The organism is Actinocorallia sp. API 0066, assembly GCF_020991275.1.
Taxonomy (GTDB): Bacteria; Actinomycetota; Actinomycetes; order Streptosporangiales; family Streptosporangiaceae; genus Actinocorallia.
Genome location: NZ_JAJLQY010000009.1, coordinates 326,443 through 343,700 on the forward strand (window position 1 = coordinate 326,443; position 17,258 = coordinate 343,700).

The following is a 17,258-nucleotide window of genomic DNA, read 5'->3' on the forward strand; positions in this document are numbered from 1 at the left end:
TCTGGGCCGAACGGCGCGCGGTAGCGTGGCGTTGGCCTCTGGCGGAGTGGCGTTCGTGACGGGTGGGGTGGAGGCGGGTAGGTAGGGGTGCGGAAGACCGCGCACGCGGAGAAGGCGACAGAGGGCGGGGCGGATGGCTAGGGCGGCGATCGGGACCGAGCACGGCCAAGGGGAGCTCAAGAAGGTCATCGGCCGCAAGGTGCTGCTGCTCTTTGTGGTGGGCGACATCCTCGGGGCGGGCATCTACGCGCTCGTGGGGCAGGTCGCCGGGGAGGTCGGCGGAGCCATCTGGCTGCCCTTCCTCGCCGCCTTCGTCCTCGCCTCCCTGACGGCGACCGCCTACGCGGAACTCGTCGGGAAGTACCCGAAGGCGTCGGGCGCCGCGCTCTACACGCACAAGGCGTTCGGGCTCCCCTTCCTCACCTTCATGGTGGCGTTCACCGTGATGATGAGCGGCGTCACCTCGGCGTCAGCCGCCGCGCGCGCTTTCGGCGGGAGATACCTCGCCGAGTTCATCACGCTGCCCGTCATCGTCGGGGCGCTGGCGTTCCTCGCCCTCGTGACGCTGGTGAACCTCGCGGGCATCTCCGAGTCCATCAAGGTGAACGTCGTGCTCACCGCGATCGAGGCGTTCGGGCTGCTAGTCATCATCGCCATCGGCGTGTGGGCGCTGCTGCACGGCGACGGCGACCCGGCGCGCGCGATGGAGTTCCACCCGCAGAACGGGGCGATCCTCGGCGTGCTCGGAGGCACCGCGCTCGCCTTCTACGCGCTGCTCGGCTTCGAGGACTCCGTCAACCTCGCGGAGGAGGCCAAGAACCCGCCTGCCGACTTCCCCCGCGCGCTGTTCGGCGGCCTCGCCCTCACCGCCGTCGTCTACCTGGCCGTCGCCTTCACCGCCACGATGCTCGTGGACACGCGGACCCTCGCGGAGTCGACGGGGCCGCTCCTGGAGGTCGTGCGGGTCGCGGGCTTCGCGTTCCCGCCGAAGCTGTTCGCGCTCATCGCGCTGCTGGCCGTCGGCAACACCGCGCTCATCAACATGATCATGGCGTCGCGGCTGGTTTACGGGATGGCGCGGGAGGGCATCGTGCCGTCGGTGCTGGGGAAGGTGGCGCCGGTCCGCGCCACGCCCTGGACGGCGATCCTGTTCACCGTCGCGGTCGCGGTCGTGCTCGTCAGCACCGGCGACGTCGGCAACCTCGCCGACACCACGGTGCTGCTGCTCCTGCTGGTGTTCACCCTGGTCAACGTGTGCGTCCTCGTGCTGCGCCGCGACCCCGTCGACCACGCCCACTTCCGCGCCCCGACCTGGATGCCCGCCACCGGCGCCGTCGTCTGCCTGATCCTCGCCTCCCCCCTCACCGGCCGCGACCTCGACGTCTACGTCCGCTCCGTCGTCCTCATCGCCATCGGCGTCGTCTTCTGGCTGATGAACCACGGCTACCACCGCTACCGCAACCGCACCTCCCGGCAAACCCCCTAGCCCGGCCCGACCGACGCGGGGCGAGGAGAGCGCCACGGGTCGTCCCCGCCTGCGGAAGAACACAGCGGTGGCGGCCGGGCGGAAAATGTCGGTGGGGCGTCGCATGATGGGGGTGCCGGACCCAGGGTGGGTCAGATCGCGGGAGTGGGGGCGTGGGGGTTGGGGTGGCAGAGCGGAGCGGAGGGCGTGGTGAGCATGTGGTCGATGACGGTGTGGAGGGCGATGCGGAAGTAGGCGAGGGCCTTGGGGTTGTCGGCCCGGGTCATGCCGGCGCCGGGGGCCAGCAGGCCGGTGCCGAGGAAACCGTTGATGCACCACAGGACGACGCCCCAGAAGGCGTAGACGTCGATGTCCCCGGGAACGGCGTCACGGATCTTGTGGGCGGCGAGATGCATCAGAGGGCGCACATAGAGGTCCTCGACCTCGGGGACGTTCGCGGCGTCGGCGGCCCACCGGTGCGTCCACAGGGCGAGGAAGTCGGGGTGCTCGGAATAGAAGTCGAGATAGGAGTCCGCGAGTTCGTGGGCCGCCGTGTGCGCCGAGACGGCGCTGTCCACGATCACCTGCATCCGCGCGCGCCGCGCCTCGAAGATCCGGCCCATGACGCGCAGGTAGAGCTCGCGCTTGTTGCCGACGAGCGTGACGATCGCCGAGGTGGGAACGCCCAACGCCTCCGCGAGGAGTTCGAGCGAGGTCATGTCGTAGCCGAGCCCGGAGAACAACCGAGTTGCGGTCTCCACGACCTGTTCATCGCTGAGCGGCTCAGGCATGTTCACCACTCTACGGCGACGGTCTCAACGGCTTATCTGCTCCGATTAACGGCGAACCCAACAGTCGATTTCACCGATGTTTCCCCGCGTGATGAATACGTGGACGAGGGTGCATACGGGTCAGCGGCCCTCAAGGGCCGTGGTCATGGCGGTGGTGAGCCGGTCGAGGGCGGCGAGGACCGCCGGGTGGTCGGGGCCGAGCGCCGTGGTGAGGAGGTCGGCGAGTTCGGCGTGCGCGGGGTCGATGCGGTGCAGGGCGGTGTACCCGGCGGGGGTCGGGCGGAGGAGGTGGGCGCGCTTGTGCGACGGGTTGGGGAGGTACTCGGCGAGGCCCTCCGCGACGAGGAGGGCGGCCACGCGTTGCACGCTCTGGCGGGTGACGCCCATGGCGCGGGCGATGTCGGAGACCGTCAGCGGGGCGGCGACGACGGCGCCGAGCACCTGCCAGCGGGCGGCGGTGAGGCCCACGGGCGAGGCGAGGCGCTCGGACGCCTCAAGGAACAGCCCGTTCAGGCGGAACACCGCGAGCGCCGTGCCGGACAGGAACTCCTGCGGGTTCATCCGGCCGCCATGAGCACGGGGAAGGCCGACGCGTCGGAGCGCGCGAAGAGCCGGAACCAGGCGTCGAGGACGTGCGGCTCGTACAGGTCGAGCCTGGCGAAGATCTCGCGGGCGAACGCGACGGGCTCGGTGGGCCCGGCGGTGATGACGTCGCCGTCGGTGACGGCGTCGGCCTCCACGTACCGGGGGCCGCCCTGGTAGCCGGTGGCCGCGAGGTACTCGGCGGCGGCGCTCGTGTGCGCGCGGCCGTCGAGGAGCCCCGCGCGGGCCAGGCCGACGGTCGCGCCGCAGATCGCCGCCACCGGGACGCCGTGGGCGAGGAACTCCCGTGCGGTGTCCGCGAAGACGTCGAGGGTGGTTCCGGCGTCCCAGGCGGCGGCGCCCGGCAGGACGAGCATCGCCGCGTCGGCGGGGGTGATCTCGGTGAGCACCGCGTCGGGCAGGACGCGCAGCCCGCCCGCCGTGGTGACCGGCCCGGCCTGTGCCGCGACCGTGCGCACCCGGTAGTGGCCCGGCTGCTTCTGCCAGTGGCCCTGGGTGATGTTCGCGACGGTGTGGCCCGCCTCCCAGTCCGCCCATCCGTCGTACACCGCGACCCATACGTTCTTGCGCTCGTTCGTCATGACAGTATTCTGTCATATCGACAGCATGCTGACAACTTGGCCCGGTGCATCGCCCGTGCGAGAGGATGGCAAGGTGAGCGCAGGAGGGGGACGGATGGGGTATCTGGGGCAGCTTTTTGGGCTCGACGGGAAGGTCGCGCTGGTCACCGGCGGGAGTTCGGGGATCGGGCGGGCGGTGGCGGTGGCGCTCGGCAGGGCCGGCGCGTCGGTCGTCGTGGTGGCGCGCGGCGCGGACGCGCTGACGGCGACGGTCGCGGAGTTGGAGGCGCACGGGTGCCGTGCCGCCGCCGAGCGCGCCGACCTGGCGAACCGGGACGAGGTGCGGGACGTCGCCGAGCGGGCGGTCGGGCACTTCGGCGAGGTCGACGTCCTGGTGAACTCGGCGGGCGTCAACCCGCGCCCGCACCTGGACGACCTCACCGAGGCCGACTGGGATCTCACGATGGCCGTCAACCTGCACGCGCCGTTCCTGCTCGGCCAGCGGTTCGGGCCCGCGATGGCGGGGCGCGGCTGGGGACGGATCATCAACGTCGGGTCACAGCAGGCGTTCCGGGCGTTTCTCAACAGCGGCGGCTACGGCGTGTCGAAGGCGGGCATCACCGCGCTGAGCCGCTCGCAGGCCGAGGCGTGGTCGGCGCGCGGCGTCTGCGCGAACACCCTGGTGCCGGGCTTCGTCAGGACGCCGCTGACCCACCACGTCGCCGCCGACGCGCTGGCCGCGCTCGCGGCGCGCACCACGGTCGGCCGCAACGGACTGCCGGAGGACTTCGCGGGCGCCGCGGTCTTCCTCGCATCCGCTTCGTCCGGATACATCACCGGCCAGACCCTCTTCGTCGACGGCGGCCTCAGCACCCACTGAGGCGTACCGGGCGCTCGGCGTCGGACCCGGCGACTTCGCGAGCCTGGCGGGCACGCTCGCCGGGGTTTGAGGAGGCGGGCACCGAGCTCGTCGAGATGGTGACGGGCTAGCCCGGGGCCTGTCCAGGTAGGGCGGGTAAGGGTTCTTTGGGGAGGGGTTGGTGGGTGGGGGAGGGAAGGGTTCCTAGCTTGGAAGGGTCCGGATGAGGGGAGGACCCGATGGATCTGTCGCAGCTGGTGAAGCTGGCGCAGGACCCGCAGGTGCAGCAGATGGTGAAGAGTGTCGTCAGCGGCCTCGGTAGCTCGGGCGCGCAGGGCGGCAAGGGAGGCGGCGGCCTCCAGGACCTGCTGGGCCAACTCGCGGGAGGCGGGCTGCAGAAGCAGGTCGACTCCTGGGTGAGCGGCGGGAGCAACGAGGCGGTGACGGGCCAGCAGGTCGAGCAGGCGCTCGGCCCCGACACCGTGGCGCAGGCGGCCCAGGCCGCGGGCGTCCCGCCGGAGAAGGCGGCCGACGACCTCGCGCACGTCCTGCCGGGACTCGTGGACAAGGCGACGCCCACCGGCTCCACCTGAGCGGATCGGACGCCCGCGACGAGGAGCAGCGGGCCGACGGCTGTCGGCCCGCTGACATGCCCGAAGGCGCCAGGGGGGATTGTGCCAGCTGGGGGTGGCCGGGTGGGGTTAAGCTGGCGCGCATGAGTGAGACGGGCGGCGGGCGGGAGTACCGGATCGGGGAACTGGCCGCCGAGGCGGGGATCCCGGTGCGCACCCTGCGGTACTACCAGGAACGCGGGCTGCTGCCCAGGCCGCGCAGGCAGGGCAGGGTCGGCCTGTACTCCGACGCGCACCTGGAGCGGCTGCGGCTCATCGCGGCGCTGCTGGAGCGCGGCTACCGCCTCGACGGCATCGAGGAGCTCCTGGCGGCCGCGGGAGAGGGCAGGGACGTCACCGAGCTGCTCGGGCTCGAACGGGCCGCGGGAGGGCCGTGGACCGAGCCGGGGGAGGTCAGGTTCACCCGCGACCAGGCCGCCGACGTGTTCGGCGCCGAACTCACCGACGAGGTGCTGGCCGAGGCCGTCGAACTCGGCTACGTCAGGGTCGAGGGCGAGGAGATCGTGCACACCAGCCCCCGTCTCCTGGCGGCCACCCTTGACCTGGTGAAGGCGGGCGTCCCGCTGCGGGCCGCCGTGGCGATGGGCTGGGAGCTACAGGCCGCCTTCGACAGGGTCGCTTACGGGTTCGTCAGGCTGGTCCGCACCCATCTGCTGGAACCGGGCCTGGCGGAGGGGACGGCGGGCCTTGAGCGGCTCGCGGAGGCCGTCGCGGGACTGCGGCCCGTCGCGCGCGCCGTGGCCGACGAGCACTTCGCGCGCGCGATGGACGCCAGGGTCCGCGCCGAACTCGCGGACCTGCGCGACCGCCTCCGCTAGCCGTCCCTCAAGCGGCCGCCTTGTCCAGCACGGCACGGGTCCCGCGCAGGATCGTCGTGGCGACGCGGTAGGGGTCGTCGTTCATGGGCACGTGGCCGCACCCGGGGAGGACGACGTGCTTCGCCCACGGGAAGCAGGTCCGCGCGATCTTCGCCTGGTAGACGGGCAGCACGATGTCGCGCTGCGCCCACGCGATGGTCACCGGAACGTCGCCGGTGGGCGGCGCGGTGAACGGCACGGTCTCGGCGAGGAACTCCATGACCTCGGGACGGGCCCGCAGCAGGCCGCGGAAGTCGCCGAGCGCCTGCTCGGGCGTGAGGGTGCCGGGACGTGTGTTGATCCAGGAGAAGAGCGCGGCACGTCCCACGCGGGTGCGCAGGAGGCGTTCGGCGTAGGGGTCGATCCTCCCGGAGAGGGCGAGGATGACGCGGAAGAGGCTCGTCGTGTAGCGGAAGTCCAGAGGTCCCCGCCAGAAGCCGATGGGGGAGAAGGCGGTGACGCTGCGGACGGCGTCGCGCGCGGCGAGTTCGAGCGCGAGCCCGCCGCCCAGCGAGTTGGCCGCGATGTGCGGGCGGTCGAGACCGAGGTCGGCGAGCCCTTCGATGAGCTGGTCGAGCATCCGGTCGCCGGGCGCCTGGTAGCCGGGCCGCAGTGACGGGGACTCGCCGTGCCCCGGCAGGTCGATCAGGATCACCTCGTGGTGCTCGGCGAGGTGGTCGGCGACGGGGTACCACGCCTGCCTGCGGTGGGTGATTCCGTGCAGGAGGACGAGTGGTTCGCCCTCGCCCCTGCGCTCGTGTGCCAGCATGCCTCGCCTTCCGTCGGACGATCTTCCCAGTGCTCACTGGGACATTGATGGCTGTTCATCGTCACCGGTCGGGGCCGCCCGCGTCCACTGCCGCGAAGGCGAATTCCGGCATCCCGGAAAGCCGCGTTTCGTCAGGATCGCTCAAGAACCGGGCGACGAGGCGTACATGCCGGGACAGAAGTACCCGGACGGCTCGGTGCGCGTGCGCGGGCCGTCCAGGACCAGCCGGAAGACGCGGTGCTCGCCGCCCCGGTCCGCCTCGACGATCTCGGCCTCGCCCTCGGTCAGCCACCGGAGCGAGACGGGGCCGTCGGGCGCGTCGTGGCGCACGCACAGCGTCAGCACGTCGCGCTGCACGCCGAACGCGCCACGGGTGCGCAGGACGACCCGGTGGCTGCGGTCGGCGTCCATCAGCGCCGCCTCCCGCACCTCGATGACGGTGAGCACGTGACGCCCGTCCGGGGAGGCGAGCGACGGCTCCACCTGCCGCTCCAACTGCCGGAACGGCTGGCTGGCCGCCGTCCCCACCACGTAGAGCGCCACCACGAGGAGCCACGTAGGCCCGCGGGCCGCCCAACGAACGGCTCGGGGCCTACCGGGGCGCCGGGCCAAGGGCAGCAGCGCAAGCGCGACGAACAGCAGCACGGGCGGCGCGATCCCGAAGGCGAACGCCGCGCCGCCCAGCCGCCCGCCCGCCTTCTCGACCTGTTCGGTGAACGTGTGCGCGGCGACGAACCCGTACGGGTTCCACGCGACGGCGAGCAGCGCCGAGACCACCCAGAGCGGCGGGAACCGGACGACCCGCCCGGCCAACGACCGCCTCGCCGGAACACCCATCCGCCGACCGTACGGACCGCCGCGTCCCGACCGCAGGTGACCGGCGTCCCCTCCCACGTCCCGGCTGACGGCAAGCGCCCTCCCCGTCCACCGGACAGCCCGCCGCTCCGGGGGGAGGTGGCGGGCATGCTCAGTGCCGGGGCAGTCGGAGGACGAACAGCGCTCCGGTGCCGGGCGGTTCACGGCACTCCAGGGTGCCGCCCGACGCCGCGGCGATCTCACGGGCTATCGCCAGGCCGAGACCGGCGCCTCCCTCGTCACGGCCCCGGGCGTCGTCGCGGCGGACGAACCTCGCGAAGATCCGCTCACGGTCCTCGGCCGGGACGCCGGGACCGTCGTCGCGCACGGACAGCACGGCGTGGCCGGGCTCGGCGGCCAGCGTGAGGGTGACGCGCTCGGCGGCGTGTCTCTGCGCGTTGTCCAGGAGGTTGTCCAGCGCGCGCGCGAGCCGCCGGGGATGCGCCGGGACGGTCGGTGACGCCTCCGGCAGGAACACGACGGGGACCCGGTCGGTCTCGGGCCGCTCGGCCAGGACCCGGGCCGCGAGGGCCCTGAGATCGACGGAGACGGCCGGAGCCCGCGCGCCGCCCGCGTCCAGCCGGGCCAGCAGCAGGAGGTCCGTGGTGAGCTGCTGGAGCCGCCGCACGTCGGCGACCGTGCCGTCCAGGTCGAGCAGGTCGGGGTGTTCGAGCGCGATCTCCAGCTGGGCGCGCAGCGACGCGAGCGGGTTGCGCAGCTCGTGCGAGGCGTCCGCGACGAACCTGCGCTGCTGCTCGGTGGAGCGCTGCAGCGCCGACAGCGTCCGGTTCGTGGTCACCGCGAGCCGCGCGATCTCGTCCCGCGCGGCGGGCACCGGCACCCGGCGCGCCAGATCGCCCGCCGCGGTGATGCCCGCCATCTCGGTGGTGATCGCCTCGACCGGCCGTAGCGCGCGGCGCGTCACCAGCCAGGTGGAGGCCGCCACCACGAGGAGCACCAGCGGCAGCCCGCCCAGCATCCCCCTGACGGTCGTGGCCACCGCGGCCCGCGCCGACGCCAGCTCCGCGCCCGCGTAGACGACGACGGAAGCCCCCGCCGGAGACGTCGCCGTCACCCCCGCGAACCGGTACTCCCCGGTGTCGTCGTCGAACACGGCCTTCCGGGTGAGGAACACCAGCGCCTCCCCGCCCTCGTCCTCAGCGTCGTCCCGGGCCTCGGGTTCGCCTGTGTTCTCCGCGTCGCCAGGAGCGTCGGCCACAGGGCCGTCACTTGTCTCCTCGTCGTCTCCGGCGGTGTCGTCGCGAGCCTCTTGGGCGCTCTCGCTTTCCGGCGTGTCAGGGGGGCCGCCCTGGGTGCCCGTGTCGCCTTGGGCGCCGCCCTTGCCCGTCCGGGTCGCTTCGGGCGACGGGTGGGGTGGGGCTGCGGGCAGGGGCGCGAGGGTGAGGTCGGGGCTCGTGGCGACGACGCGCCCGGCGGGGTCGACGACCTGGACGGGCGTGTCCTCGTCGGGCAGCCGCAGGGCGGCGGGCGAGACACCCGAAGCCCACTGGGAGGCGACGCGCGCGGCGGCGGCCTCGGCACGGGCGCCCGCGCCGCGCAGGAGGTCGGCGCGCAGGGCGAGCACCACGGGCACGGCGGCCGCCACGAGCGCGAGCGCGACGACGACGGTGGCGCCGAGCGTCGTGCGCGCGCGGACCGACCCCAGGACGCGGCTCATGAGACGCCGCCCGCGGTGAGCCGGTAGCCCGACCCCCGGACGGTCTCGATGGAACGCCGCCCGTACGGGGCGTCCACCTTGCGTCGCAGCGCGCTCACGTGCACCTCGACGACGTTGGGGTCGCCGTCGTAGGCGGAGTCCCACACGTGCTCCAATATCCGCCGCTTGGAGACGACCTCCTCCGCGTGCGCCGCGAGGAACTCCAGGACGGCGAACTCCCGCGCCGTCACCGTGATCTCCTCGCCGCCCCGGTGCACGCGCTGCCCCGCCGGGTCCACGAGCAGGTCGCCCACCTCGATGACGGGCGCGCCCGCCCTCTGCCGTCGCCGGAGCAGCGCCCTTATCCGGGCTCGGAGGACGACGTAGGAGAACGGCTTGGTCACGTAGTCGTCAGCCCCCACGTCGAGGCCCTCCGCCTCGTCGTACTCGCCGTCCTTGGCGGTGAGCATGAGGATCGGCGTCTCCACGCCGTCGCGGCGCAGCGCCGCGGCGACCCGGTAGCCGTTGACGCCGGGCAGCATGACGTCGAGGACGATCAGGTCGTACTCCTCCTCGGTGGCCAGGAACAGGCCCTCGGCGCCGTCGTGCACGACATCGACGGCGTAGCCCTCGGCGCGCAGCCCTCGGGCCAGGGACAGCGCCAGTCGGCGCTCGTCCTCGACGATCAACAGCCTCATGTCCTCCACCTTGCCAAATCCATGCTGAAGCACCCTTCAGGAAGCTTCAGGGTCTCTTCAGGACCGGTCCGGCAGCGTGGCTGCTGATCGTAGGGACAGCGTCCAGAGATCGAGACAGAGGAGCACCGATGCCCGCCAAGACCGTGATCGCCCTGGCGTTCACCGCGACCGCAGCCGCGGGGATCGCCGCGGGAACCGCGCTGGCGTCCGCCGACGACGTGCTGCGCGTGCCCGTCGCCGTGGCGACGGAGACGCCGACCGCCGACCCGACGACGCCGACCGACGGGACGACGCCTGCGACCCCGCAGGTCACCATCGAGCAGGCGATGACCAAGGCGCTGGAGAAGCAGGAGGGCCTGGTCTCGGCGGCGGAACTCGACACCGCCGACGACGGCAAGCAGACGTGGCACGTCGATCTCCTCACCAAGGACGACAAGTGGCGCGACCTGGAGGTGGACGCCACGTCCGGCGAGGTGATCGAGGACAAGGAGGACAGCGGGGGCGACCAGGAGGACGCCAAGGCGCTCCGCGAGGCCAAGGTGACGGCGGCCGACGCCGTCACGAAGGCGACGGCGCAGCAGCCGGGCACGGTGACGTCGTTGGGCTTCGACTACGAGGACGGCGCCCAGCCCTCCTGGAAGGTGGACGTGCGGGCCGACGACGGGGCCGAGCACGAGGTTGTGGTGAACGCCGACTCCGGCGAGGTGACGCCGTCGGCCACCGCGTCGCCCACCGGGTGACGGACCGCGGTGAACGGGACCCCGGGACGGCCCGGGGTCCCCTCGCGCGGTCAGGGCGTTCGGCGCGGCATGAGGCTGTTGAACAGGCCGAACGGCCCGGCGCCGCCCTTTTTGTTCGGGGTCACCTTCTTGGTGCTGGTCGCGGTGTGGATGCGGGCGCCCGCGCTGTTGTACATCTCAGCGGTGATGACGGCTTTGGCGCCCGGAAGGATGGGCCCGTCCTTCAGGATGGGGATGCGCACGGTGTGGCGGCGCAGCGTGCCGCAGTCGACCTTCGTGCGGACCTTGCCCCACGGGCCCTTCACACGGCGTGACGTGCCAGCCGATGCCTGTCCGAGAAGGAAGGTGATCCAGGCGGACTCGCCGGGAGGGCTGCACGAGTAGAGCATCTGGACGTCCACGGCCTGCCCGCCCGCCTCCACGACCTTGAGCGGCACGACCATGCCGTCGGTGGCGGGCGCGGCGCTCGCGGCCGGGGCGGCGAGCAGGACGAGGGCGGCGGTGATGACACAGAGTGAACGCATGCGGCGCATAGTAGTGAAGCGCCGAGGTCAGGCCGTGGCGTCTTCCCCGGGCTTTACCGAGCGCGGCCCGCGTTCACGCGTGACCGGCCGGACGGGGTAGCGCAGCAGCGTCTTGAGCCGGTCAGGGGCGGTGCGCCGGAAGTCGGAGAGGTAGATCTCATGGTGCTTCCCGGCGATCGCGAGGCCCTGCTCGTCCAGGAAGGCGTAGAGCTTCGCGAGGGTCGAAGGCTCGTCGGCGAAGGGGCCGACGTGGAGGATCTGCGCGCAGGTCCCCTCGTGCAGGGGTCCGAACCTGACGGACGGCACAGGCAGGGCGGGCTTCTTGCGCGCGGCCGTCTCCAGGGCCGTCCTGACGAGCGCGTCGTCGGCCTGGGGAGGCTGCGGGATGATCATGGTCCAGCACCAGGCGTCCCGGTCGGACTCCTCGTACGGCAGCCCGTCGCCCGGCCACCACTGCCCTTCCAGGGGCAGTACGGAGTACTCAAGGATCCCGGCGGCCTTCAACGCCCCGCGCACCGCGTAGGCGGAGGCGTACAGGGCGGCGACGGCCGACGTCCACGCCTCGCTCTCCGGTGAGCCCGTCCCGTCGATCGTCAGGCACCGCAGCTCGGGCGCCTCGAAGACGACGGGTTCGGCACGGGCCGCGTACAACACACGGTAGGTCTTCTTGAAGTCTTCCCTGGGAACGCTCACGGCTTCTCCTCGTCATCAGGGCCCGACCCTCCGACGGGGACGGACAGGCGTGTCAGCAGGTCGTGCGGGGCCGCCTCACCGGGCGTCACGAGATACTCCTCCCGCGCGGGGCCGCGCGCCACGTGCCCCCGCTCGTGGATCCAGGAGAACAGCGCGGTGTAGGCCAGAGGCAGTTCCGCGTAGGCGCCGCTGTGCAGGGTCGTCGCGACGGCAGTGGCAGGCAACTCCACCGGACGGGTTCCAGGCACCTCCCCGCCCACGGCGGCCCCCACCGCGACGGTCATGCCGTCGGTGAGATCGAGTGGATAGAGCCCGTACACGGGTGGCGTCCAGGGCCGTCCGGCCAGCGCCGCCATCAGCTCGGTGACGCGGGCGCGGGTGGCCGCGCCCAGCTCGGCGGCCGCACAGGAGCCCTGGACGACGGCGAGGCGCAGGGCGGGCGCGGCCGTGAGCGTCACCGCGTAGGCGGGGGACGGGTCGGCGGCGAGCCGGTCGAGCACCGCGAGGCGCTCGGTGTCGCGGGCGATGCGGGCGGCGAGCCTGTCGCGTTCGGCGGCGAGCAGGCCCGTCCTGGCCTCGGGAGGGGCGGCGAGCAGCTCGGCGATCACCGGGAGCGGCACGTCGAGGTCGCGCAGCAGCGCGACGGTGAGGGCGTCCCGCACCCGAGCGGGCGCGTAGTAGCGGTAGCCCGTGGCGGCGTCCACGAGGTCCGGTGGCAGGAGGCCGAGATCGTCGTAGTGCCGTAGCCGCTTCACGCTGAGGCGGCACAGCCGGGCGAACCGGCCGATGGTGAGGAGGTCGTCGTGCACGTCCTCATGGTGGACCCTCCCCCTGGGGGAGGGTCCAGGTAACGCGTTAGGCGGGGGAGCGGAGGGTGAGGAGGGTGATCTCGCTGGGGGCGAAGATGCGGAAGGGCGGGCCCCAGAAGCCGGTGCCTCGGCTTGTGTAGAGCTGGGTGCGTCCGGCCCTGCGGGAGAGGCCCTGGACGGCGGGCTGGTCGAACCGCACGAGGTGGTGGAAGGGCCAGATCTGCCCGCCGTGCGTGTGCCCCGAGATCTGCAGGTCGACGCCCGCCGCCTCGGCCAGCGCGACCTGCTTGGGCTGGTGGGCGAGCAGCAGCACGGGCAGGTCGGGGTCCGCGCCCGCCAGCGCCGCGTCGAGGTCGGCGCGGTGTCCGGGATGCCCGGAGTGGTGCGCGGTGTGGTCGTCGATGCCCGCGACGACCAGTTTGTCGTCGCCGCGCTCGACCACGGTGTGGAGGTTGTGCAGCGGCTGCCAGCCGAGTTCCTGAAGATGCGCGACCCAGCCGAGCGCGTCGCCGTAGTACTCGTGGTTGCCTGTCACGTAGACCCTGCCGAACTCGGCTTCGATGTCGGCGAGCGGCGCGGCCTGCGCGCGGCGCCGGGCGGGGGTGCCGTCGGCGATGTCGCCGGTGTGGCACACCAGGTGCGGGTCGAGCGCGTTCACCGCCTCGGTGACCTTCGCCGACCACGCGGCCCTGTCCGTCGGCCCGTAGTGGGTGTCCGTAAGCAGGACCACCCGGGTGCCGTCCAGGCCGCTTCCGAGACGCGGCAGCGTGACGTCCACCCGGCGGACGCGCGGCACCCGCATCGCCTCGTGGTACCCCCAGGCCAGCAGGACGGCCGAGACGCCGCCGACGCCGAGCGCGGTGATCCGGGCCGCGTCCGCGACGTCCAGGGCCTCCAGGACGACCCTGGCGCCCGCGCCGATGACCGACCAGCTGAACAGCACCCAGACGACCCCGAGGAGCACGTCGGAGACCAGCGAGGCCCCGTCGCGCCCGTTCCGGTGCCCGGCGACGAGCGCGGCGGGCAGGGTGAGCGCCGCGCCGAGGAAGAGCACGGTTCCGGCGGCCGTCACCCCCGAGCCCCAGCCGGGCGCGAGGACGAGCGTCCACCACGGCACCCCGAACAGCAGCCCGAGCACGGCGACCAGCACCAGGCCGATCGCCGCGGGACGCACAAATCCCGGCCTGCGGCGCGCCGCAGAGTCCACCGCCACGACCCCAACCCCTTCCACAGTACGGACGCGCTGAGAACGATCCGGGCCTGTCGCCCGTTCCCACGGGTCTTGAGCCGCTTCGCGCGCGTTCTCCCGGTGTAAGCGGAACGCGCCGCGCGGCATTCCTGCCGAGAGCAGGGACATGCCGCGCGGCGCGCCTACCGCGTCACTGCTTTCCCTGGGCCGGATCAGGGGTCGGGGCGTTGAAGGCGCTCTCCCTGAGCTCCTCCTCCGCCGTCGTCTCCACCCTGCGCATGGCGAACCGCAGGATGGGCGGCGCCATCAGCGACGTGACGATCGCCACAAGCACGATGATCGTGAACGTCTCGGTGCCGAGGACACCGAGACGGAGGCCGACCATCGCCACCACCACCTCGACGACCCCGCGCGCGTTCATGCCCGCGCCCAGGGCGAGCGCCTCCCACCGGTTGAGCCCGCTCATCGCGGCCCCGGCGAACGCGCCGAGGAACTTCCCGGCGATCGCCACCGCCAGGACGACGACGGCGGCGCCGAACACGGCGGGCTCGGCCAGCGCCGTCAGGTCCATCCGCAGGCCGGCGGTGGCGAAGAACAGCGGCGCGAGGAACGCCAGGACGGGCAGCCGCAGCGGCGCGAGCCGCTCCGCCGTCACCTCGCCCGTCGAGCCCATGACGACGCCCGCCACGAACGCCCCGAAGACGGCCTCCAGATGCAGCGCGTGGGTCGCGGCGGCGCCGAGGATGGTCAGGACCACCATCACGGCCACCGCCCGCCCGTGGTCGTCTCCGGCGGCGCGCAGGAGCCGCCGGACGAGCGGCCGCAGCAGGAACGCGGCGACGACGACGAGCACGAGGTTGCCGAGCGACTCGGCGACGGCGCCCGTGGTCACCCCGACCGTCGCCATCGCGGAGACGATCGAGAGCAGGAACCAGCCGACGGCGTCGTCGAACATCCCGGCGGTGAGGGTGAGCTGGCCGATGTTGCGGTGCAGCAGCCCCATGTCCATGAGGGTCTTGGCGATGACGGGGATCGCGCTCACGCACATCGCGACGCCGAGGAAGAACGCGAACACGCCGCGGTCGCCGCTCTCGCCGAGCAGCGTCGCGGGCAGCAGCAGGCCGCACACGATGCCGAGCCCGAGCGGCACGATCAGTCCGCACAGGCTGACCCGCGCGGCCGTCCAGCCCCGGCGTTTGACCATGCCGAGATCGAGCTGCATCCCGGTGAGCCCGACCAGCAGTAGGACGCCGAGCTGTGCGGCCGCGTCGAGGAGGTGGAACTGGCTTGGATCCTTGGGCAGCAGCCATTCGGTGAAGCCGGGGAAGAGGTGGTCGGCGATGGACGGGCCCATGATCACGCCCGCGGACAGCTCGCCGACCACGGCGGGCATCCCCAGCCGCCGCGCGAGCTGACCGAGCGCCACCGCGAGCAGCAGCAGCACCCCCACCTGGAGCAGGAACACCAACAGGACATCGGCGGGCAGCGTCGGTACGGGGGCTCCCGACGCCGAGACGGACACTGACAGCATGCTGACCTCCGTCGGCGGGACACCGACGCGAGGGTGAGGCCACCCCTGACCCACGCACGGTGGGCTCATCGCGCCGTTGATCCACCAGGTGAGAAAAGCTCTTTAGTTCAGGGGCAAGGCTCGCCCGATTTGTCAGGGGAAGCAAGATCCAGCCCATGGTGTCCGGCATCACAGTGGAAGGCCGGAACGCCGCTGACTAGGTCGGACGCGGGATAACCGTGACGTACGGTCCGGAACAGGCCAATCGGGGTTGGACGGGCACGACACGCGCAAGAACCCGCCCGTGCCTCCTGGGGCGCGGACGGGCTCGGCTTACCGTCAGAGCGCGTTGAGGAAAGCCGCGGCGAGCGGGGCCGCCGCCTCCGCGCCCGCGCCTCCGTCCTCCACGATGACGGAGAACGCGAGGTCACCCTTGTAGCCGACGAACCAGGCGTGCGCGGGCGGCTCCGCACCCGAGCCGAACTCCGCGGTGCCGGTCTTGCCGGCGGTGCCCCGAGGGAACCGCACGGCGTGCGCGGTGCCCTCGCTGACGACGGCGGGCATGAGCACGCGCAACGCGCGGCGGATCGCCGGATCGAGCCTGTGGTCCGGCTCCGCGGACTTGCCCTGCGCGTCCAGGGCCTGGCCCGTCAGGTCGGCCGGGACGAGGCGGGGCGAGCGCCAGGTGCCGTCAGCGGCCGCGGCCGCCACGGACGCCATGTTCAGCGGGCTCGTGAGCACCTCCCCCTGCCCGAAGGCGGCGGCCGCCAGCGCGGTGTCGTCCTTGACCGCCGGGAAGGCCGCCCGGACGGCCGGGAGGCCCGCGACGACGGGCGCGTTGAAGCCGAACTGGGTGGCCACCTCCGCAAGGCGCTTCTCACCAAGCCTGCCGACAGCCAGGTCGGCGAAGGTCGTGTTGCACGAGTGCGCGAAGGCGTCCCGCAGGGGGATCTTCCCGAACCGCTCGAAGCCCGCGTTCTTGAAGACCCGGCCGCCGATCGTCGTCGTCGCCGGGCAGGACACCGTGCTGCCCACGCCCAGCCCGTCCGCGACGAGCGCCGCCGCCGTGACGATCTTGAACGTGGAGCCCGGCGGGTACTGGCCCATGAGCGCCCGGTTGTAGCCGCCCGGCTTGTTGGCCACCGCCAGGATCTCCCCGGTCGAGGGGCGCACCACGACCATCGAGACGTTCTTGGTGACCTTCTCCAGGGCCCGTCCGGCGGCCCGCTGGATGCGGAGGTCGATCGTCGTCTGGAGCTCCTGGCCTGGGGCGCCGCCGAGCCGCGTAAGCGTCTTGACGGTCTTGTCCTCGCCGTCCACGATGCGGACCTCCGTCGCGGGGGTGCCCGCAAGCCGCCGCTCGTACTGACGGTTCAGCCCGTCAAGCCCGACGGGGTCGCCGACGCGGTAGGGCGCGCCCAACTCCTTGGCCGCCTTGTCCGTCGCGGGGCCTACCGGGCCGACAAGCTGCTGGACCGAGCCCGACGAGCTGTCACGCAGATCGGAGCCGTCGGCGGCCAAGATCGCCCCACGGTCCGCGAAAGCACGCGTCGCGGTGAGCCGCTGGCCTTCCTTCAGATCCGGATGGAGCACCGACGGCTCCCACCGGACGCGCCAGCCCTCGTCGTCATGGACGAGGGGGAGCGTCCCCCGGTAGCTCCACGTCTGGCCCTGGCCGAACGTCAGCTCGGCCTCGAACCGTGCGCGCGCGGGCTCGTCCTCCACGACCCGCGTCAGGACGAGGCGCTGTCCGGTGACGCCCAGGTCCGTCCAGGTGGCGGTGAGCCTCGCCGCGAGATCGGCGGGCCCGCCGTCGGTGAGCGCCGCCATCGCCGCCGAGTCACCGCGCCGCCACGCGCCGAGAAACCCTTCGGCCGTCGCCTGCGGGCCCTCCCCGAGCCGCGTCAGCCAGAACGCCCCAGCGCCCACCGCCAGCGCCGTCGGCACCGCGACGAGCACCACTGTCCTCCGGCGCATCCGCGCCTCCTTCCCGTTCAGAGAACCTCAGTGATTCTCTTTCCTGTTTCACTGGCACCCGCCTTGGCTG

18 protein-coding genes are annotated in these 17,258 nt (G+C 72.6%); 5 read left to right on the forward strand and 13 right to left on the reverse strand.

All coding sequences use genetic code 11. The annotated features are described in order from the left end of the window. The first annotated feature begins 133 nt into the window (after positions 1-133). Positions 134-1,486, forward strand: a complete 1,353-nt coding sequence (locus tag LO762_RS23240) for an APC family permease (protein WP_230617979.1) — start codon at positions 134-136, stop codon at positions 1,484-1,486. A 131-nt stretch (positions 1,487-1,617) separates the two neighbouring features. On the opposite strand, the gene LO762_RS23245 is transcribed toward LO762_RS23240, so the two are convergent. From LO762_RS23245 to LO762_RS23255, 3 genes are all read right to left on the reverse strand, one after another. Beyond that, a complete protein-coding gene (locus tag LO762_RS23245) occupies positions 1,618-2,256 on the reverse strand; it encodes a TetR/AcrR family transcriptional regulator (protein ID WP_230617980.1) in 639 nt (212 codons plus the stop codon). A gap of 120 nt (positions 2,257-2,376) precedes the next feature. After that, the gene (locus tag LO762_RS23250) at positions 2,377-2,817 is read right to left on the reverse strand and encodes a MarR family winged helix-turn-helix transcriptional regulator (RefSeq protein ID WP_230617981.1); all 441 of its coding nucleotides are present in this window, start codon (positions 2,815-2,817) and stop codon (positions 2,377-2,379) included. Next, a complete protein-coding gene (locus LO762_RS23255; protein ID WP_230617982.1) occupies positions 2,814-3,440 on the reverse strand; it encodes a DJ-1/PfpI family protein in 627 nt (208 codons plus the stop codon). Before LO762_RS23255 ends, LO762_RS23250 begins: the two co-directional genes overlap by 4 nt. Positions 3,441-3,534: 94 nt before the next feature. Between LO762_RS23255 and LO762_RS23260 the strand changes: the two genes are divergently transcribed. From LO762_RS23260 to LO762_RS23270, 3 genes are all read left to right on the forward strand, one after another. Further along, on the forward strand, positions 3,535-4,299 hold the full coding sequence (locus LO762_RS23260) for an SDR family NAD(P)-dependent oxidoreductase (RefSeq protein ID WP_230617983.1): 765 nt from the start codon (positions 3,535-3,537) through the stop codon (positions 4,297-4,299). Between the two features lie 218 nt (positions 4,300-4,517). Then, positions 4,518-4,871, forward strand: a complete 354-nt coding sequence (locus tag LO762_RS23265; protein WP_230617984.1) for a YidB family protein — start codon at positions 4,518-4,520, stop codon at positions 4,869-4,871. A 122-nt stretch (positions 4,872-4,993) separates the two neighbouring features. After that, entirely contained in the window at positions 4,994-5,728 is a 735-nt protein-coding gene (locus LO762_RS23270; protein ID WP_230617985.1) for a MerR family transcriptional regulator, read from the forward strand. A 7-nt stretch (positions 5,729-5,735) separates the two neighbouring features. On the opposite strand, the gene LO762_RS23275 is transcribed toward LO762_RS23270, so the two are convergent. From LO762_RS23275 to LO762_RS23290, 4 genes are all read right to left on the reverse strand, one after another. Then, complete coding sequence (locus LO762_RS23275; RefSeq protein ID WP_230617986.1) at positions 5,736-6,536, reverse strand: alpha/beta fold hydrolase; 801 nt, start codon at positions 6,534-6,536, stop codon at positions 5,736-5,738. 141 nt (positions 6,537-6,677) lie between these two features. Continuing rightward, entirely contained in the window at positions 6,678-7,373 is a 696-nt protein-coding gene (locus LO762_RS23280; RefSeq protein ID WP_230617987.1) for a hypothetical protein, read from the reverse strand. A gap of 130 nt (positions 7,374-7,503) precedes the next feature. Continuing rightward, positions 7,504-9,069, reverse strand: coding sequence for an ATP-binding protein (locus LO762_RS23285; protein WP_230617988.1), 1,566 nt, complete (start codon positions 9,067-9,069; stop codon positions 7,504-7,506). After that, entirely contained in the window at positions 9,066-9,746 is a 681-nt protein-coding gene (locus LO762_RS23290; protein ID WP_230617989.1) for a response regulator transcription factor, read from the reverse strand. Before LO762_RS23290 ends, LO762_RS23285 begins: the two co-directional genes overlap by 4 nt. A 128-nt stretch (positions 9,747-9,874) precedes the next feature. On the opposite strand from LO762_RS23290, the gene LO762_RS23295 reads away from it, so the two are divergent. Beyond that, positions 9,875-10,486, forward strand: coding sequence for a PepSY domain-containing protein (locus LO762_RS23295; protein ID WP_230617990.1), 612 nt, complete (start codon positions 9,875-9,877; stop codon positions 10,484-10,486). 50 nt (positions 10,487-10,536) lie between these two features. On the opposite strand, the gene LO762_RS23300 is transcribed toward LO762_RS23295, so the two are convergent. The 6 genes from LO762_RS23300 to LO762_RS23325 all read right to left on the reverse strand — a co-directional run bounded on the left by LO762_RS23300 (position 10,537) and on the right by LO762_RS23325 (position 17,188). Beyond that, positions 10,537-11,010, reverse strand: coding sequence for a hypothetical protein (locus LO762_RS23300; RefSeq protein WP_230617991.1), 474 nt, complete (start codon positions 11,008-11,010; stop codon positions 10,537-10,539). A gap of 27 nt (positions 11,011-11,037) precedes the next feature. After that, positions 11,038-11,703 carry a GyrI-like domain-containing protein gene (locus LO762_RS23305; protein WP_230617992.1) on the reverse strand — a complete coding sequence of 222 codons (666 nt, stop codon included), beginning with the start codon at positions 11,701-11,703 and terminating at the stop codon, positions 11,038-11,040. Next, positions 11,700-12,512: a MerR family transcriptional regulator gene (locus LO762_RS33650; protein ID WP_230617993.1), complete on the reverse strand. Its 813-nt coding sequence runs from the start codon at positions 12,510-12,512 to the stop codon at positions 11,700-11,702. Before LO762_RS33650 ends, LO762_RS23305 begins: the two co-directional genes overlap by 4 nt. A gap of 46 nt (positions 12,513-12,558) precedes the next feature. Beyond that, complete coding sequence (locus LO762_RS33655; RefSeq protein ID WP_230617994.1) at positions 12,559-13,725, reverse strand: metallophosphoesterase; 1,167 nt, start codon at positions 13,723-13,725, stop codon at positions 12,559-12,561. Between the two features lie 166 nt (positions 13,726-13,891). Beyond that, on the reverse strand, positions 13,892-15,232 hold the full coding sequence (locus LO762_RS23320; protein ID WP_230617995.1) for a cation:proton antiporter: 1,341 nt from the start codon (positions 15,230-15,232) through the stop codon (positions 13,892-13,894). Between the two features lie 318 nt (positions 15,233-15,550). Further along, entirely contained in the window at positions 15,551-17,188 is a 1,638-nt protein-coding gene (locus LO762_RS23325) for a penicillin-binding transpeptidase domain-containing protein (protein WP_230617996.1), read from the reverse strand. Positions 17,189-17,258 lie beyond the last annotated feature (70 nt).

What these genes read in the sequence shown, in the direction of transcription:
- LO762_RS23240 (WP_230617979.1), top strand. Translation starts at nt 134, where the DNA reads ATGGCTAGGGCGGCGATCGGGACCGAGCACGGCCAAGGGGAGCTCAAG.
- LO762_RS23245 (WP_230617980.1), bottom strand. Translation starts at nt 2,256, where the DNA reads ATGCCTGAGCCGCTCAGCGATGAACAGGTCGTGGAGACCGCAACTCGG.
- LO762_RS23250 (WP_230617981.1), bottom strand. Translation starts at nt 2,817, where the DNA reads ATGAACCCGCAGGAGTTCCTGTCCGGCACGGCGCTCGCGGTGTTCCGC.
- LO762_RS23255 (WP_230617982.1), bottom strand. Translation starts at nt 3,440, where the DNA reads ATGACGAACGAGCGCAAGAACGTATGGGTCGCGGTGTACGACGGATGG.
- LO762_RS23260 (WP_230617983.1), top strand. Translation starts at nt 3,535, where the DNA reads ATGGGGTATCTGGGGCAGCTTTTTGGGCTCGACGGGAAGGTCGCGCTG.
- LO762_RS23265 (WP_230617984.1), top strand. Translation starts at nt 4,518, where the DNA reads ATGGATCTGTCGCAGCTGGTGAAGCTGGCGCAGGACCCGCAGGTGCAG.
- LO762_RS23270 (WP_230617985.1), top strand. Translation starts at nt 4,994, where the DNA reads ATGAGTGAGACGGGCGGCGGGCGGGAGTACCGGATCGGGGAACTGGCC.
- LO762_RS23275 (WP_230617986.1), bottom strand. Translation starts at nt 6,536, where the DNA reads ATGCTGGCACACGAGCGCAGGGGCGAGGGCGAACCACTCGTCCTCCTG.
- LO762_RS23280 (WP_230617987.1), bottom strand. Translation starts at nt 7,373, where the DNA reads ATGGGTGTTCCGGCGAGGCGGTCGTTGGCCGGGCGGGTCGTCCGGTTC.
- LO762_RS23285 (WP_230617988.1), bottom strand. Translation starts at nt 9,069, where the DNA reads ATGAGCCGCGTCCTGGGGTCGGTCCGCGCGCGCACGACGCTCGGCGCC.
- LO762_RS23290 (WP_230617989.1), bottom strand. Translation starts at nt 9,746, where the DNA reads ATGAGGCTGTTGATCGTCGAGGACGAGCGCCGACTGGCGCTGTCCCTG.
- LO762_RS23295 (WP_230617990.1), top strand. Translation starts at nt 9,875, where the DNA reads ATGCCCGCCAAGACCGTGATCGCCCTGGCGTTCACCGCGACCGCAGCC.
- LO762_RS23300 (WP_230617991.1), bottom strand. Translation starts at nt 11,010, where the DNA reads ATGCGTTCACTCTGTGTCATCACCGCCGCCCTCGTCCTGCTCGCCGCC.
- LO762_RS23320 (WP_230617995.1), bottom strand. Translation starts at nt 15,232, where the DNA reads ATGCTGTCAGTGTCCGTCTCGGCGTCGGGAGCCCCCGTACCGACGCTG.
- LO762_RS23325 (WP_230617996.1), bottom strand. Translation starts at nt 17,188, where the DNA reads ATGCGCCGGAGGACAGTGGTGCTCGTCGCGGTGCCGACGGCGCTGGCG.